Here is a 16,365-nt window from a genome sequence, read left to right as displayed (position 1 = left end):
CTCCGTAATTAACTTTTATGATTCATTGGGTCGAGCGCCTGCGACAGCGCCGGAAAAAGGGCCTGGCTGTATTGCTGGGTACACCAGCGTCCGGCATCGCTGGCAGATTTATGCGGGGCCAAATAAGGCAATAGCTGCCGGATTTTGTCGTTAAAAGATGAGCCTTGGGCGTATTTGAGCTGAATCTCTTCCAGCTCCAGCTCGGCCATATAATTAAAATAATCGCTGGTTTTAAAATGGTCTGATGTACTTTGCAGCGCAGATGGGGCAGGATGCTGTGCTGCGGCATCTCCCAGAATCCAGTCATAAATAAACTGCTGTTCGGTACGGTTAAACAGCCCGAACATCTGGCTTTCCTGCTGATGAATCAGACGCCAGAATTTACTCTGCTCCGGGTCCTGACCTAAACGGATCCAGTCGGTTTCCAGCAGCTGCTGGATAAAACCATCCACGCCTTCGATGGTTTCCAGCCACTGGTTGATGCTGCGGTTGGTAAAAATACATTTATTGTCATGAATGAATTTGCCCATCAGGGCTTTGTGCTGGAAAATTTTCTGGATAATGTCGTGCAGATGCAGCCGCTGCAGGATTTTTTCTTCGTTCATGCCTTGCTGGCTTAAGGCATAGCCCAGCTGAATTAGGCGCAGATATTGAGCCTGCTGTTTTTCGTCCGGGGCCAGACTGGCAATGGCATGTAGCACGGGCGTATGCCGTGATGTTGAACGCTGCTGTGGCTGAAAACAGCGGGTGTGAATACCGAGTTCTTTTAGTTCATTCGCAATGATCAGCTGATGCAGCGAGCACAGGTGTTTGCCAATATGAAACCCTAAGGTCAAAGGCATGAAATCGGTAGGGCAGTACGCCAGTGCCAGCTGAATTGCAGCCTGATGAAAATAGCCATCTTCCAGACCTAGTACAAAGTTATCTAGCTGCAGGGTTTCAAGCAGTGCATTGAACTGATACAGCTGATGCTGCTGCGTGTGACCATAGGCCAGAGCTTGCAGATACAGCTGAATCAGCTCGGTATAGCGCCGGTCATCCCAGTGCTGGCTAAAACTGTAGAGCCAGGCTGCCTGCGCACGCTGGGTCGGGGCAATCTTGATCAGAAACTCATAAGCATCGGACAAGCAGTGAAAATATTCGCGTGGCTGTCCCCAGGCACGGCGCTTTAAATAATATTCAAATTCGAGCTGGGCTTGCTGTTCATGCTGGATCATCCAGTGCTCCAGCTGATCCAGCTGGCGAGGGAAATCGGGTAGGGCCAACGGCAGGGTTTCAATTTCATGTTTTAAACTGAACAGGGCTTTTTGTTGTTTGGCGGCGGGAGCAATATCGGCATCTAAATAAAACGACACCAGATCAAAATAGGTTTCAGGCACATCATTGAGTATGTCTAATAATCTTTGTTTGACGACCGTTGGCATTATTCTGCTCCATGATTTAACCCTAGAAAACAGTAATCTAGTTGGCTGGAAACTTAAGCCTGAGTTGTGTGACTTCATGTAAAGTATGTATATGGGCAATTAACCTATAGGTATAAAAATCAAAGGGTTATATTTTTAATTTTAAAAAATAAATGAAATGTTACTTTTCAGAAAAAAGCACTGAAAAAGAGCTATGTTTAAATCGGAAGGAATAATTATATTCAGGATGGATATAAATGAATAAATGCTGCCAGTTACTTGCCAAAAAGAAATTAAAAGTCACCTTTATTGAAAGTGCTTCGGCAGGGTATCTGGCCTATCGTTTTTCATTAAATAAAAATTCAGGCGATATTTTAAATGGCAGCTTGGTTTGTTATGACGCCAATTTAAAAGTCAGTATTTTAAAAATTTCAAAGAAATTCCTGGAAAAATACTCTCCTGAATCTGCCGAAGTGACAGAACAGCTGGTTTTAAATGCCAAACAGATCATTGATTCTGATATTTTTGTTGGCTGTACCGGTTTATTAAAACGTGGTGGCTCTGAAACTAAGGAAAAACCGGTCGGAACATTTTTTTACTGTATTTCGTATCAGAATAAACTGCATCATTATCGCTGTATATTTAATGGCACCAAAAAGAAAAAACTGGAACAGCTGTCGCGGGCAATTAGTCAGAGTATTATTGAAGTAGTCAAGCAAAAATAATAGGAATATATAAATCAAATAGATAACCCAAAATAGAAAATCTGCAGAGATAAAACCCTTAGATATAAAAAAGTTATAGGTCATAATGACCTATAACTCTGAACCGTATTAGAACCAGACTGAGGGCAATCTAGTTTCTATCCCAGGCATCTTTAATCGCGTGCTTGGCCTGTTCCCATTTTAAGCGAGAATCTGCTTTAAACTCTTCCCAGCGCTGTTTCAGGTCGCCTTCAGAACTTTCAAAGTCGCGATCTGTGCCATATTCACTGCGGGCACGTGTACCGAGGTCATAAGCAGAAGATAAGTCTCGATCATAATCAATATCTGGGATATCTCTTTTAAAATCATTGTAGTAAGGACGGTCTGCATGGTTGTCACGCCAGTACCCATGTGGATCATTTGCATTGTTGACCATGATCATCTCCTTCGATTATTTATAATAAAAATAAGTGAAAAACAAAAAATGGTTTTACATATCTTCATCATCTAAGAGATTGTTTTGCTGCTGCGCATTCTGGTTATGGCGTTGTTGACCATATTGCTGCGGTTGTTGCTGTTGCTGCTGGCGGTTTTGTTGCTGGCCAGGCTGTTGCTGTTGTTGGCGCAGCTGATCCTGTTGCTGATCATTTTGCTGGCGCTGTTGCTGGTTTTGTTGTTGCTGCTGGTTGCCCTGATGTTGAGGCTGTTGCTGCTGTTGATCTTGCTGGCGTTGCTGATTGCCTTGTTGCTGGTTATTTTGCTGTTGTTGAGGTTGCTGTTGCTGCAGACGGTCTTGTTGCTGCTGCTGATTGCCTTGCTGTTGAGGCTGCTGTTGCTGTTGGTTTGAACCATTGTTTTGATTTTGCATTTGAACACCTCTTTTATAGATATCGACGCTATCGCTAGCGCGCTGAAATCATCTGAGAAAAACAGATAGCTTCTTTTTAACATGAAACATCTCATGAAAAACCCTGGCTCTGTTACATCTTATTTAGTTGTAAGCGGTGATTTTAAGCCGGCATTTTTAATTGGCTGTCCTATATAGGATTTTTAAGAATGTAATCTTTTGTGTAATTACATTTTTCGTGATTTTATATATAACTTTACATTTCTTTATTTTAAGTAGCTGCTAGATAAAATGTGTTTTAAATATATTTTAAGCTTTCAGATTTTTTATTTATTTTATTTAAATAAAAGGAAAATACTCAGATTTATTTTTGCTGGAAAATAGACGGGTAATAAATAAATTGAAGGATCAAAAGGTTGAGACAAAATAAAAAAACCATTACATTGATGCAGTAAGACAAGAAAAAGGATAACAAAGATGCTGGTGGTTGAGGAAATTTACCGCAGTAAAAAGAATGAAAATTCGGTGCATTTTAATCTGAAAATACAGCGCAGCCTGAGCTGGTTTAAAAAAGCCCTGAGTCTGGATCAGGAGTTAGATTTCAAGTTTATGAGTTTATGGATTGCCTTTCAGGCCATTTACCGTGAAGATGCGGCCAGTCCATCCGCTGCGCAGTTACAGCAGTTTTTTCAGCTTCTGCACCAGCAGGATGAAACCCGAAAAATTGATTATGTGTTATGGGAAAAATACCAGCAGCAGATTCAGGCCCTGTTGGCGCACCCGTATACCCATCCGGAATTCTGGGCCTATCAGCATTTACAGCTCACGCGCGATGAATGGCAGCAGCGCGCTGCCCAAGAGCAGATTGATCTGCAACAGACCTTGCAAAATAAACAGTCGGTGGCCTTGCTAATGGCGGTGTTTAAACGTTTTGACAGTCTGCGTCACCAGTTTGCCAGCGGCGGTGCCAACTATAACAGCCTGCTAAACCGTGACATTCTGGCTGGGGCAACCAGTATTTTTGCTGCCTTAATTCCATCCTTTATTCAGATTCTGCTGGAATATCCGGCCAGTATTGATTCGGCCCAGCCACATTATCCGATGGTGCAGGTGTCTTAAACCTGTCTGCACGATTTATACAGTTTTAAGCCAGTTGCTGGCGGCGCAGATGTTGCTGATCTAACCAGGCAAAACAGGCCGAGCAGAGCACCAGGGTTAAACCAACCAGACAGCTCATGCTCCAGCCACCATGATGCCAGGCGTAAATGCCCAGTGCAGAACCGCAGGCGCCGCCAATAAAATAGCTGGTCATATAGACTGCATTCAGGCGTGATTTGGCATCGGGGCGTAAATGGAAAATCACGTTCTGGTTGCTGGTATGCACACTGGCCAGACCTAAGTTAATTAGGCCAAAACCAATAATATAGCTCCATAAATACTGCGCGCCGAAATACAGGAAACTCCAGCTGACCGCCAATAAAGAGAGGCCGGCCCAGGTGATCAGTTTGCCATGGCCACGGTCGGCAATTTTGCCAATTTTTTTGGTGGAGAGTGCGCCGAATACCCCAATTAAAGTGACTAAACCGACTGCGACATCGGGCAGACCAAAAGAGGAGCCAAGTAACACCGCAATGGTGGAAAACAGCACGCTCATGGCGGCAAAGGCACTGGCACCAATCAGGGCGCGATAGACCAGCCGTTTTTCTTGGCGGATCAGTTGCAGCATCGAATGCAGGATTTTGCCATAGGCCATGCGCGCCGTCGGAATATGTGGCAAGCGTTTTTTCAGAATAATCGCCAGTCCCATCATCAACACGCCACTGATGATATAAATCAGCTGCCAGCCATATAAATTGGACAACAGTCCGGCCAGACTGGTCGACAGTAAAATCCCGACCAGTAAACCACTCATCAGTAGTCCGACCACTTCGCCCATTTTCTCCGGCTTGACCGACATGGTGGCAAACGGAATCAGAATCTGTGCGGCCACTGAAAATAGCCCGGTCATGATGGTGCCAATCCAGAGCATTGGCAGATTCACTGAAAAGGCACATAGAAACAGGCCAAACGCGGCCAGAAACATCAGCAGTGGAATGAATTTGGTTTTATTGACAGTATCGCCAACTGGCACAATAAATAACAGCCCCAGTGCATAGGACACCTGGGCAAACGTCACCGTGAGTGCGACTTGGGATTCCGGCACCTGAAAATAAGTATGAATCGAGTTAATCAGCGGCTGGCAATAATAGTTGGCCCCTGCACATAGACCACAAGCCAGCGCCATAAGCCAGAGCAGGGTTTTATCCTGACTAATATCGGGAGAGGTATTCATACAAGGTCCAGTTCAGGTTAATTCATTCAATCGCATCTTCGGTAATATTCAGCATGACGGCCAAAGATCACCATTTGCAACATTCTTTTTGCACGTGCGAGATACATGCGTAGCAGTCCGGAACAGGCTGAGCTGACTGATCATGGATCAGGCCATCAGCTTTTTCTTGGACAGGCTAATCATCATTACCCCAATGATATTGAGGGCGCAACCCAGCCATTGCCAGGCGTTTAAATATTCATCTAAAAACAGGGTGGCCAGCACAATGGTCAGAATCGGGCCGATAGAGGCGATCATGGCCGAATGGGCCGCTCCCAGGCGTTCGATACTTTGCATTAATAAAATGGTTGGCAACACCGTGACCAGAATGCCCAGTCCAATGCCATAGGCATAGACGCTGCCCGGTAACTGACTCAGCCGTTGCAGCGGCTCCGGTACGGCCAGCAGATAATGCAGCAGGGTGCCGAAACAGGCCACACTTAGCGCCAGGCCAGTAAAATTCCAGCTGCCAAATTTCTGGATCAGCCGTGGCGTCACCAGCAAATAGGCGGCAAAAGCCACCGCACTGGCAAATACCAGACTGGCACCAAGCCAGAAGGAATGGCCATCTGGCATGTTTTGCTGTTCTTGTAACATCACCAGTACCGTTCCACCATAACTGAGCAGCAAGGCCAGTATCGTTTTCAGGCTTAAGCGCTGCTTGTAGATCAGGCTGCTGGCTAGAACGGTTAAGGTGGGATACAGAAACAGGATAATCCGTTCCAGTGAGGCGCTAATAAACATGAGCCCCAGAAAGTCGAGCCAGCTGGCAAAATAATAGCCGAGCAGCCCGGCAGCCACGAGCAGTATCCATTCGCGCAGCTGAATCTGGGTATTGCGATGCCGGTTAAACCAGCAGATCAGCAGGAAAAACGGCAGTGCGCTGGCCATCCGCAGGGTCATTAAGGTGGTGGCATCCACCAGAGGTGAAAGTGCGTAGGCTTGCTTGATAAAAATAGCTTTGGTGCTAAATAAAAAGGCCGCGCATAGTGCAAACAGTGAACCTAACTGCGTTCTGGTCAAGGAAATGGACATATTCAGAGCAATTTAATCAAGAGGGCAGGTGTCACCAGATTTTCATGCGTTGAGTATAAGCTGTCTGCTCGAAGAAATGAATGTGTAAAGATAGGCTTTATTCTCATTTTATGAAAATTTTAAGATGGTTTATTTCGGGCAAAGATCTATTGATGTCTTGCGGGCAATTGTTGCACAAAAATAGTGCAAAATACGCAAATTTAAGCAGTTGCACTGCTTTATTCATCATCAGGCAAAATGATCAATAAAAAAACTTTTAATTTTTTATCGCGCTTTTACCACCAGATGTATAGGTTAAGGCCAGATCAGCGGGCAGGAAATCATTTAGCCAATCGGTGCATTTGCCGCAGGATTTACTTTTCTGCCCGAACATTGGGCAGTTTTGACCAATTTATCCTCGATTCTTCTGTGATTAAGATGTCATTTCAGCCAATCATGAACTGGATGTTCATTTTTTGCTGCGAAAAAGCCGTTCATTATTGGTATTTATCAGCCTGTTGTAAGCCGGCACTACACGATAAGATTTGTCAAAACAATCAATTTTAAGGAAAGAAAAAACAGAACAGGACGCAATTCGCTGTAAAAAGTCAGGAGCTGTGCTGAAAATTTATACACATTATTTCCAGAGTAGTGCCATGAAGAATAGAAAGCCAAACTGATCAATTATATCTGCCACCCTTCTTTTTATGAATCATCAGTTCAAAATATGGGTATTTATTAAATAAATATTGGGTGGTAATTTAAAAAAGTTCAATTAGAATCCAAAAATTCAACAAGGACATAACCTGAGGGGAAGCATCGTTTTGGCGATGTTTACTTAAGAAAAATTAGCTTGAGGAACGCTCATGCAGATCGGAATCCCAACCGAAACTGTCGTCGGTGAAAATCGTGTCGCTGCAACGCCAGAGACAGTAAAGAAGTTGATCAACGCGGGTCATAGCGTGGTTATTGAACGTGGTGCAGGCTTAAAAGCTGCCTATATCGATAGCGCCTATGAGCACGTGGGTGCCAAAATTACAGATGATGCCTATACCGGCAGTCAAATGATTTTGAAAGTTCGCGCGCCGAAAGGTGAAGAAATTCAAAAACTTGCTCCTAACTCTACCGTAGTGGCAATGTTTGACCCATACCGCAATACTGAACTTGACCAATTTGCTGCACAGCAGGTGTCTGCATTTGCTCTGGAATTATTGCCAAGGACCCTGTCCCGTGCGCAAAACATGGATGTGCTGTCCTCACAAGCCAACCTGGCCGGTTATAAATCGGTATTGCTGGCTGCAGCTGAATACCAGCGTATGTTCCCGATGCTGATGACCGCAGCAGGGACAGTCAAACCTGCCCGTGTCGTGATCATGGGGGTGGGGGTTGCCGGTTTGCAAGCGATTGCGACCGCAAAACGTCTGGGTGCGGTGGTAGAAGCCACTGACCTGCGTCCAACTGCCAAAGATCAGGTTGAATCTCTGGGCGGAAAATGGCTAGACGTGCCGATGTCTGAAGAAGAACAGCAAAAAGCTGCTGATGCTGCTAAAAACGGCTATGGCTGGATGCCGGGCGAACAGTACATCAAAGATCAGGCCATCATTGTCGATAAAGCTGTTTCCAATGCTGACATCGTGATTACCACAGCGCTGTTACCAGGTCGTGATGCACCACGATTAATCAAGGCGGAAACTGTGGCCAAGATGAAACCGGGTTCAGTCATTCTGGATATGGCGGTAGAAACGGGCGGTAACGTTGAAGGCTCTCAATGCGGTGAAACCGTGGTGACTGACAACGGCGTGAAAATTCTCGGTATTCCGAATATTCCATCAACGGTCTCTACTGAAGCATCGGCGCTGTATGCACGTAATGTGCTGAATTTTGTGGAAACCCTTTTTGATAGTGAAAAGAATTTTGCCATCAGTCAGGACGATGAAATTCAAAAAGCCCTACTGGTTACGCACGGCGGCCAAGTGCTGTTGAAACGAGGTTAAGGAGAACAGTCATGGTTGAAACAATTACAATTTTTGTCCTGGCCATTTTCGTAGGTTACTACGTGGTTTGGGGGGTTACACCTGCATTGCATACGCCACTGATGGCGGTAACCAATGCGCTGTCTTCGATCATTATCGTGGGGGCGATGATTCAAACGGTCGGCTTGCCTGTGTTAGGTGTGGATGCCAATGTGCAGTTCCAGAGCATTAACGTGGTGAGCGTACTTGGTGCGATTGCAGTATTCCTGGCCAGTATTAATATTTTCGGTGGCTTCGCAGTGACTGCGCGTATGCTGGAAATGTTTAAACCAAAACAAAAGAAAAAAGAGGGCTAATTGATGGAATTTATTCGAGACTATGCGGATTGGTTCTACCTGATTGGGGCTGTCCTCTTTATTTTAACTTTACGAGGCCTGTCTGGGCCAAAAACGGCGATTGCTGGTAACCGTTACGGCATGATCGCCATGGCGATTGCCGTATTGACTACCTTCTTTGTGGCGGATCATCCGGTTATCTGGATGATTGTGGGGGCGATGATTCTGGGTGCCATTGTCGGGATTGCCCGTGCGCGTACCGTACCGATGACGCAAATGCCAGAAACCGTAGCACTGATGCACTCACTGGTCGGTCTGGCAGCGGTGTTAATTGCAATTGCAGCGATTATTCATAACAACAAGCTGGTTGAACTGGGTCCAGAGCTGTTGGCAGCCAATGGCGTCAGCTTCCATGAAATGAGCAAAGTGCATTTGTTTGAATTGTTCGTGGGCTGTTTTGTTGGTGCGATTACCTTTACTGCATCGGTATTTGCTTACGGTAAACTGGCAGCGAAAAAATGGGCCAAGACCATTTCGGGTGGCTGGGTTAAACCGGTTCAGGCACTGATTTTCATTGCCATGCTGGGCTTTGGGATTCACTTCTTCTTAAGCGGTAGCATGACTTCGTTCTGGGCCATGACCGCACTGGCTTTAGCCTTTGGTTGGGTCTGGATTGCGCCAGTCGGTGGTGGCGACATGCCGGTGGTGGTTTCTCTGCTCAACTCCTTCTCGGGCTGGGCGGCAGCAGGGATTGGTTTTACCTTAGAAAACAACATGCTAATTGTAGCGGGTTCACTGGTTGGTTCTTCAGGTGCAATTCTGTCGTACATCATGTGTAAAGCTATGAACCGTTCAATCATCAACGTTCTGTTTGGTGGTGCGATGGGTGGGGCGGCAGCGCCTACAGCAGGTGCGGGTGAGCAGGTACAGCGTAACTACCGTTCAGGTTCTGCAGATGATGCCGGCTTCTTAATGTCCAATGCGGACAGCGTGGTGATTGTACCGGGTTATGGTATGGCACAAGGCCGTGCGCAAAATGCGGTGAAAGAACTGGCCAACTTGCTGAAAGAGCAGGGTGTAACGGTGCGTTTTGCGATTCACCCGGTGGCGGGTCGTATGCCAGGTCACATGAACGTCTTGCTTGCTGAAGCCGACGTGCCGTATGAAGACATTCTGGAAATGGACGAGATTAACTCGGACTTCCCGGCAACGGATGTGGTATTGGTGATAGGTGCCAACGACGTAGTCAACCCGGCAGCCAAAGACGATCCAAACTCGCCAATTTACGGTATGCCAATTCTGGAAGCACATAAAGCACGTACTATTATGGTGATCAAGCGCTCAATGGCGACTGGTTATGCAGGTCTGGACAATGACCTGTTCTATAACGACAAGACTATGATGGTCTTCGGTGATGCCAAGAAAGTGGTTGAAGACATGACCAAAGCGATTAACGGTACGGGTCACTAAGACGTCCGATACCCGCTTTCAAAATCCCCCTCGATTGAGGGGGATTTTTTATATCTGGGTATAAATAGAGTCTTTTTCGTTACATACGATGAAAGCGTTGAGATGGGGGGGAGAGGCACGACCAAGTGGTTTAAGTTCAGCTATTGGGAGGTGGAAAGATCAGTGGGTGTATTTTTCTGCTGTGATCAGCTCTTGTTTTGATCCAATAAAAAAGCGACCTTCAGGTCGCTTTTTGGGAAATCTTAGTTTACAGATTCAGGTGCTGTACGCCATAAGCTTTCTAGGTCGTAGAACTTACGGGCAGTTGGAAGCATGACATGTACCACCACGATACCCAGATCAATCAAGATCCATTCAGCATCGCGTTCACCTTCCATACCAATCGGGCGGAAGCCTGCTTTACGTGCTTCTTCAGCAACGTTGTCAGCAAGAGATTTAACATGACGGGTTGAGGTGCCGCTAGCAATCACAATAGCATCTGCAACATTGCTGATGCTGCTAACATCAAGCTCAACAATTTCTTTGGCTTTTACATCTTCAAGGGCATCGCGCACAACTTGCAGGCAAGCGTGTACGTCATTGTTTGGGGAAGTCATTGCGAGATCGTGAGAATTAGAAGCGCCGGGCGATGGTTCTAAATTCATAAAGGGTATAATTTCCTGACAATTATTCATTGTCTAATATAGCGGCTTTGAGCCTAAATTTCAAATCTATGACAGAGCCGAATTATAGATATTCGGCAAAGTATTTGTTTTTCCACGCAAAGGAATTTGCTGAATCTTTGCTCGGTCGATATTCCGCCGCCACATAGCCTGTATAGTCACTGTGTTTGAGCCAGTCAAACACTTCCGCAAAGGCAATATCGCCGGTATCCGGTTCATGACGACCCGGGCAGTCGGCAAACTGGATATGGCCAATCTGTTGGATATTCTCGATCAGTCCTTCCAGTACGTTTTCACCCATCATGGCCATGTGATAGCAGTCATACTGCATTTTTAGCGCCGGATGTTGCACCGCTTCAAGCATCTCTTGGGCCTGGGCAATGTTCTGTACTAAAAAGCGCGGCATGTCGGTGCCATTAATCATTTCCATTACCGGCTGGATCTGCTGGCTGCTAAGCATATGGCTGGCCATTTTTAGGTTCTCGGCCAGTGTTCTGAGGCAAGGCAGCAGATCGGCATCCTGAGGCTGTTTACCAGCCAGAATATTGACACTTGGCACTTTGAGTGCAACCGCGTATTCAATGGCCTGTTCAACGGCATGACGAAACTCGATTTCCTTGCCCGGCACACCGGCCAGCCCGTTGCCGCCTTGCATTAAATCTCCGGCCGGAACATTAATCAGGCACAGCGTCAGTTCATGCAAGGTTAGCTGGCTTTGAATCTGCGCAATGCTCAGTTCATACGGAAACTGGATTTCAACATGCTGGAAGCCGTGTTGTCTGGCCAGTGCAAAGCGCTCAAGTAGCGGCACTTCAGTAAAAATCATAGAAAGATTTACGGCAAGTTTCGTCATAAACAATGTCCTGCATTCCCTGTGCAAAGGGTGAAATTAAGTGGTCTGTTCCACCTGTTGAATGACCGTGGATAAATCTGCTTCCGCAAAGCCTTTGGCCTGATGCGCTTGCAGTTGTTGCAAAGCCTGCTGTGCCACCGGAATATTCAGCTGATAATGCGCGGCCAGGGTCAGGGCATTGTTCAGGTCTTTGGACAGGGTCTGGACTTTCCACTGCACCGGTTCAAAGCTATGGCTGGCCATACGCGGGGTTAGAATCTGAAACGGTTTAGAGTCGGCAAATCCGCCGGCCAGTGCAGGTGCCAGTAAAGTGGTGTCTACCCCAGCTTGAGCTGCAAGCGCGACAGCTTCGGCAATCAGGGTACTGTTGGCCGCGACAATCAGCTGATTACAGATTTTGGTGGCCTGTCCGGTGCCACTGGCGCCCATACGGGTCACGCGCTGTGAGAGCACATTATAAATCAGGGTCAGTTTTTCAATGGTGGCGGCATCACCGCCGGCAAAGATAACCAGGGTGCCTTGTTCTGCGCCCGCTGTGCCGCCCGACACTGGTGAATCAATCCACTTCACCTGCTGACGGGCTGCCTGTTCAGCCAGTGTCAGGGTTTTATCCACAGACAGGCTGGAGAAATCCACAATCACTTGCTTGGCCTGTAAATGCGGCTGAATCTGCTCAAAAACGGCTTGGACTGCATTGTCATCAGCCAGGCAGCTTAAAATTACCGGATATTGACCAATCTTTTCTAGGGCCAGTGCTTCAGCACCCATGTCCAGCAGTTCCTCACAGGCAGCAGCAGTGCGGTTCCAGACCGCGACCCGAAAACCGGCATGAATCAGACGTGCTGCCATGCGTGTGCCCATTAAGCCCATACCCAGAAAGGCGATGGGCGTATTGCGATCAAAACTCATGCTTCTCTTCCCGATCTTGATGCTCTGTGCTTAGTTAAATTGACGCGGTAAAAAACTGGTGTCAGGTTGCTTGTCTTTTTTACGCGCCAGTTGACTATTTTTGCCAAGCAGTAATTTCAGCTGCCAGATTTTTTCCAGACGTAAGGATTTTTGTGGATTATGTTCCATGGCATCTAGCACCTGTTTGGCCGCAGCCAGCGCATCCGGAGAACGCTGCGCCAGTTCCTGCGCCAGAATCTGGGCATGATCCAGCGGCGTGTCACTTAAGTGGGTGACTAAGCCAATTTCTTTGGCATATTGTGCTTCAAAAATGCGGGCAGTGAGGGTCAGTTCTTTGGCCAGGTCCAGGCCAATCAGGCCTTTTAAAGAGCGGCTCAGACCCATATCCGGTACCAGCCCCCAGCGGCTTTCCATAATTGACATCTGGGTTTTAGGATGGGCAATACGAATATCTGCTGCCAGTGCCAGTTGCATCCCCGCTCCAAAACAGTAACCTTCAATCGCAGCAATCACAGGGACGGGCAATTCCTGCCAGATCAGAAAGGCTTTTTGAAACAGGCTCTGGCCGGGTTTGAGTAATTCCCAGGCGGCAAAGGCACGATTTTGCGAATTGTTTAAATCGGCCAGATCAATACCGGCACTAAACACTTCGGCTTCACCGGTCAGAATGACGCAGCGCAAGCTGCGGTCTTTTTTTAGCTGCCGGGCAGTTTTGACCAGCTGTTTTAATAATGCAAAGCTCATGGCATTGCGTTTTTCCGGGCGATTCAGCCGCACAATGGCAATGCCGTTATTTTTTTCTACCTGTATGGTCATGGTCTAAACTCTTATTTTTCCTCTGTTGAGCATAGCATGCAGATACGCATGATACATGACAGGGCAGTCACATCCATCTTTCAACACCCTGACTTTAGTCGAGTCAGACTACTGCGTGTGCTTGTTTAGAATCTGCTCGGCGGCATGTTCAACCTGGGCAATCACGGCTTGTAATTCATCAAAGCGTCTTAGCACTTCCTGAATAAAGGCATCATCGGCTTTACGGCGTTCTTTACGCAAGGTCGAAACAAACTGCTCAAAAGAACCGGTAGCTTCCTGCAGGCTTGGGGTGCCGACATAACGGGTGGCGCCATACAGACGATGCAGCACATGCTCCAGTTGCGGGAAATCTTCCAGTTCAATTAGCTGCTGCATTTCATGCAGTTCGGTGGCAAAGCTGTCGAGCAGCATGCGCAGCAGATCCAGCGCCAGATCTTCCTTGTTGGCGGCCAGCATCAGGCTTTGCTGCCAGTCAAGAACCAGCGGATCGAGTGCTTCAATTACCACGGCTTTTTCCACTGCTGGCACCTTGTTAAAGTTTTCAGTGGTCCAGTGGGTCAGAATCTGGATGATCTGTTCAATCTGGATTGGCTTGGTGACGTAATCATCCATGCCGACCTTCAGCAGATTCTGTTTTTCATCGGCCAGCGCATGCGCGGTCAGGGCGATAATTGGCAGGCGTTTATGCTTGTCGAGGGTGGACTCCAGCGAGCGGATGGCGCGGGTGGTATCAATCCCGGACATCACCGGCATCTGAATATCCATAAACACCAGATCAAACGGTTTGGCATCCTGTTCAATCCGCTCTTGCAGGATATTCAGGGCTTCCTGACCGCTCAGCGCTTTGGTGGTGGTGACATTCAGTTCACCTAACAAGGCTTCTAAAACAATCAGGTTTGGCAAGTGGTCATCTACCGCCAGCACATGCAGCCCCTGTCCATCAAAGACTTCGGTGCCTGTATCTTCAAACGGATTTTCATTGTTCAGTAACTGAATCAGCGCGCCACGGCTTAAAGGCTGATACAGCGGGCGGGTGCGATATTCATTCAGCATGCTTAGATCAAGCGCCATCTGGTAGCCGTAAATGGCCAGATTGCCCTGATAGCGGCTGCGAATTTCTTTCAGTAAGGCTTCGGTGTCACCGCTATGATCGACAATTAACCAGGTGTCTTCTTCCGGTGTAGACAGGTGATTGAGTCGGCTGAATAAGTCCAGAATCGAAGTGGTTTCAGTATGCTGGACCTGATAGTTTTCCAGATAGTGACGCAGCACATTGGCGGTTGCCGGATGCGCCAGATAGGACACCACATGCTTGTTGGCAAAGCGTGGATGCACAATAATTTCATCTTCATCAATGCTAAACACGGCGGTAAACCAGAAGGTTGAGCCTTTTTCAGTCGGTGCGCGTTCCTGGTTGTCTTCAAAGCCAATCTGGCCCTGCATCAGGTGCACCAGCTGCTTGGAAATTGCCAGACCCAGACCGGTACCGCCAAACTGACGGGTCACAGAGGCATCGCCTTGCGAGAAGGATTCAAACAGTTTTTTCCGGTCGGTGCCGCTTAAACCAATACCGCTGTCCTGCACGCTAAAATGAATCATGCTCTGACCGATGTCTTCATGCTCAATGCGTGCGCGTACAATAATTTCACCATCCGGGGTGAATTTAATCGCATTGGAAATCAGGTTGGTTAGCACCTGTTTAAAGCGCAGGGCATCGCCAATCACATGCTTTGGCACGTTGTCGGCATAATAAAAAGCCATCGCAATCTGCTTCTGCGCGGCCAGTGGTGACAGCATATCCATTACATCATAAATGGCTTCTTCCAGATCAAAAGGCGCGGTTTCCAGTTCCAGTTTGCCGGCATCAATTTTCGAGAAATCCAGGACATCGTTAATTAGTGCCAGCAGATGCGCAGAGGATTTACGAATGGTTTGCAGATACAGGTTCTGCTCATTGCTGAGATTACCCTGGCGCAGTAATAAATGGATAAAGCCATCAATACTGTTCAGCGGAGTACGTAATTCATGGCTGATATTGGCCAGGAAGACCGATTTGGACTGGTTGGCTGAAATCGCCTGGTCACGTGCCTGACGGTAAGTAATGTTCTGGACTTCCAAGGTATCTAGGGTGCGGCGCAAGTCATCTTCGGTCTGTTCGGTATGTTCTTTTAGTTCCAGAAAGCTGAAATGCAGACGCTTGACCACATTGGCAATATCACGCTGCAATAAACGCAGCTCGCCGGTACTGTTAATTACCATGTGCTGATCTAGCGTGTCGGCATTCAGGCGTTGCAGTTGCATACGGATTTCGTACATTGGCGCAATCCAGCGGCGCGAATAGAAATTTAGACACAGCAACAGAAGCATCAGGGTCAGCAGGCCGGTGGTAATCAGCACGGTCATGACCCGATAACGGGCAATTTCCAGGGGTTGATTGTCTAGTTCGATTAGCAGCCAGGCATACTGGCTCTGGCTTTCATCAATACGTAAACCATAGACATGGCTGTCTTTATGCTGAATGGGGCCAAAGAAGGCGGCATCGCGCGGAAAACTGGGCCAGCCGGCCTGATCTTGATAGCCCATACTCAGGCGGCTACGGCCTTGGGAATCAATAATGGCAGTCCGAAGTAAATGCTTTTCATTGAGCAGGTTTTGCATATAGCTGCGCGCCTGCTCATATTGCCAGGGAAAGGTGTTGAGCTGCTGCAAGGCCACTTCAGACAGCATTTCATAGCGGGTTAAAATCGCAATCGCCATCTGCTTTTGCTGGGCGCGCGCTGCATTCGAGGTTTCGGTCAGAACCAGCCCTGCACCGACTGCCGCCAGCACCATAATGGGCACAAATATCAGGGCAATCAGTTGCCCATAAGCATGATTTAAATGTAGGCGCTTAAATAACTTTTTATTGATATTTGACATGGTTAAAGCAGTTTATTCGTTCTGCCGAGCAGTTTAGCATGCTTTATTTTAAAACTGACTGTGCTTTAAGCACTTTCACGAAAAAGCTG

15 protein-coding genes are annotated in these 16,365 nt (G+C 47.3%); 5 read left to right on the top strand and 10 right to left on the bottom strand.

Features of this window, described 5'->3' with window-relative positions; genetic code table 11:
* Window positions 1-8 precede the first annotated feature (8 nt).
* Window positions 9-1,424: a hypothetical protein gene (locus F905_RS09505; RefSeq protein WP_005180114.1), complete on the bottom strand. Its 1,416-nt coding sequence runs from the start codon at window positions 1,422-1,424 to the stop codon at window positions 9-11.
* A 236-nt stretch (window positions 1,425-1,660) separates the two neighbouring features.
* Between F905_RS09505 and F905_RS09500 the strand changes: the two genes are divergently transcribed.
* Window positions 1,661-2,128 carry a CinA family protein gene (locus F905_RS09500; protein ID WP_005180112.1) on the top strand — a complete coding sequence of 156 codons (468 nt, stop codon included), beginning with the start codon at window positions 1,661-1,663 and terminating at the stop codon, window positions 2,126-2,128.
* A 130-nt stretch (window positions 2,129-2,258) separates the two neighbouring features.
* Here the strand turns inward: F905_RS09500 and F905_RS09495 are convergent, their stop codons facing one another.
* Together F905_RS09495 and F905_RS09490 are read right to left on the bottom strand one after the other, a co-directional pair.
* On the bottom strand, window positions 2,259-2,543 hold the full coding sequence (locus F905_RS09495) for a hypothetical protein (RefSeq protein ID WP_005180111.1): 285 nt from the start codon (window positions 2,541-2,543) through the stop codon (window positions 2,259-2,261).
* Between the two features lie 54 nt (window positions 2,544-2,597).
* Window positions 2,598-2,975, bottom strand: a complete 378-nt coding sequence (locus F905_RS09490; RefSeq protein WP_005180110.1) for a hypothetical protein — start codon at window positions 2,973-2,975, stop codon at window positions 2,598-2,600.
* A 456-nt stretch (window positions 2,976-3,431) separates the two neighbouring features.
* Between F905_RS09490 and F905_RS09485 the strand changes: the two genes are divergently transcribed.
* Complete coding sequence (locus F905_RS09485; RefSeq protein ID WP_005180108.1) at window positions 3,432-4,073, top strand: hypothetical protein; 642 nt, start codon at window positions 3,432-3,434, stop codon at window positions 4,071-4,073.
* 25 nt (window positions 4,074-4,098) lie between these two features.
* On the opposite strand, the gene F905_RS09480 is transcribed toward F905_RS09485, so the two are convergent.
* A complete protein-coding gene (locus F905_RS09480; RefSeq protein ID WP_005180106.1) occupies window positions 4,099-5,286 on the bottom strand; it encodes an MFS transporter in 1,188 nt (395 codons plus the stop codon).
* A gap of 147 nt (window positions 5,287-5,433) precedes the next feature.
* Complete coding sequence (locus tag F905_RS09475; protein ID WP_005180104.1) at window positions 5,434-6,360, bottom strand: DMT family transporter; 927 nt, start codon at window positions 6,358-6,360, stop codon at window positions 5,434-5,436.
* Between the two features lie 845 nt (window positions 6,361-7,205).
* Here F905_RS09475 and F905_RS09470 point away from each other — a divergent pair.
* Genes F905_RS09470 through F905_RS09460 form a run of 3 tightly spaced genes read left to right on the top strand, consistent with a single transcriptional unit; the run spans window position 7,206 to window position 10,117 of the window.
* On the top strand, window positions 7,206-8,333 hold the full coding sequence (locus tag F905_RS09470) for a Re/Si-specific NAD(P)(+) transhydrogenase subunit alpha (RefSeq protein ID WP_005180102.1): 1,128 nt from the start codon (window positions 7,206-7,208) through the stop codon (window positions 8,331-8,333).
* A gap of 11 nt (window positions 8,334-8,344) precedes the next feature.
* Window positions 8,345-8,668, top strand: a complete 324-nt coding sequence (locus F905_RS09465; RefSeq protein WP_005180100.1) for a proton-translocating transhydrogenase family protein — start codon at window positions 8,345-8,347, stop codon at window positions 8,666-8,668.
* A gap of 3 nt (window positions 8,669-8,671) precedes the next feature.
* A complete protein-coding gene (locus F905_RS09460) occupies window positions 8,672-10,117 on the top strand; it encodes an NAD(P)(+) transhydrogenase (Re/Si-specific) subunit beta (protein ID WP_005180098.1) in 1,446 nt (481 codons plus the stop codon).
* A 242-nt stretch (window positions 10,118-10,359) separates the two neighbouring features.
* On the opposite strand, the gene rsfS is transcribed toward F905_RS09460, so the two are convergent.
* The 5 genes from rsfS to F905_RS09435 form a co-directional block, all read right to left on the bottom strand.
* The gene (rsfS, locus tag F905_RS09455; protein WP_005180097.1) at window positions 10,360-10,761 is read right to left on the bottom strand and encodes a ribosome silencing factor; all 402 of its coding nucleotides are present in this window, start codon (window positions 10,759-10,761) and stop codon (window positions 10,360-10,362) included.
* An 82-nt stretch (window positions 10,762-10,843) separates the two neighbouring features.
* Window positions 10,844-11,632, bottom strand: a complete 789-nt coding sequence (locus F905_RS09450) for a hydroxypyruvate isomerase family protein (RefSeq protein WP_005180093.1) — start codon at window positions 11,630-11,632, stop codon at window positions 10,844-10,846.
* Window positions 11,633-11,668: 36 nt separating this feature from the next.
* Window positions 11,669-12,541, bottom strand: coding sequence for an NAD(P)-dependent oxidoreductase (locus tag F905_RS09445; RefSeq protein WP_005180090.1), 873 nt, complete (start codon window positions 12,539-12,541; stop codon window positions 11,669-11,671).
* A 30-nt stretch (window positions 12,542-12,571) separates the two neighbouring features.
* Entirely contained in the window at window positions 12,572-13,357 is a 786-nt protein-coding gene (locus F905_RS09440) for a crotonase/enoyl-CoA hydratase family protein (protein ID WP_005180083.1), read from the bottom strand.
* Window positions 13,358-13,465: 108 nt separating this feature from the next.
* Window positions 13,466-16,276 (bottom strand): GacS-like sensor histidine kinase, encoded by a 2,811-nt coding sequence (locus F905_RS09435; protein ID WP_005180081.1) that lies wholly within the window; start codon window positions 16,274-16,276, stop codon window positions 13,466-13,468.
* Window positions 16,277-16,365 lie beyond the last annotated feature (89 nt).

The sequence above is a fragment of the Acinetobacter sp. CIP 53.82 genome (assembly GCF_000369465.1).
GTDB lineage: Bacteria > Pseudomonadota > Gammaproteobacteria > Pseudomonadales > Moraxellaceae > Acinetobacter > Acinetobacter indicus.
Note: the sequence above shows the minus strand (reverse complement) of the source record. Positions and strands in the feature narration are given on the sequence as shown.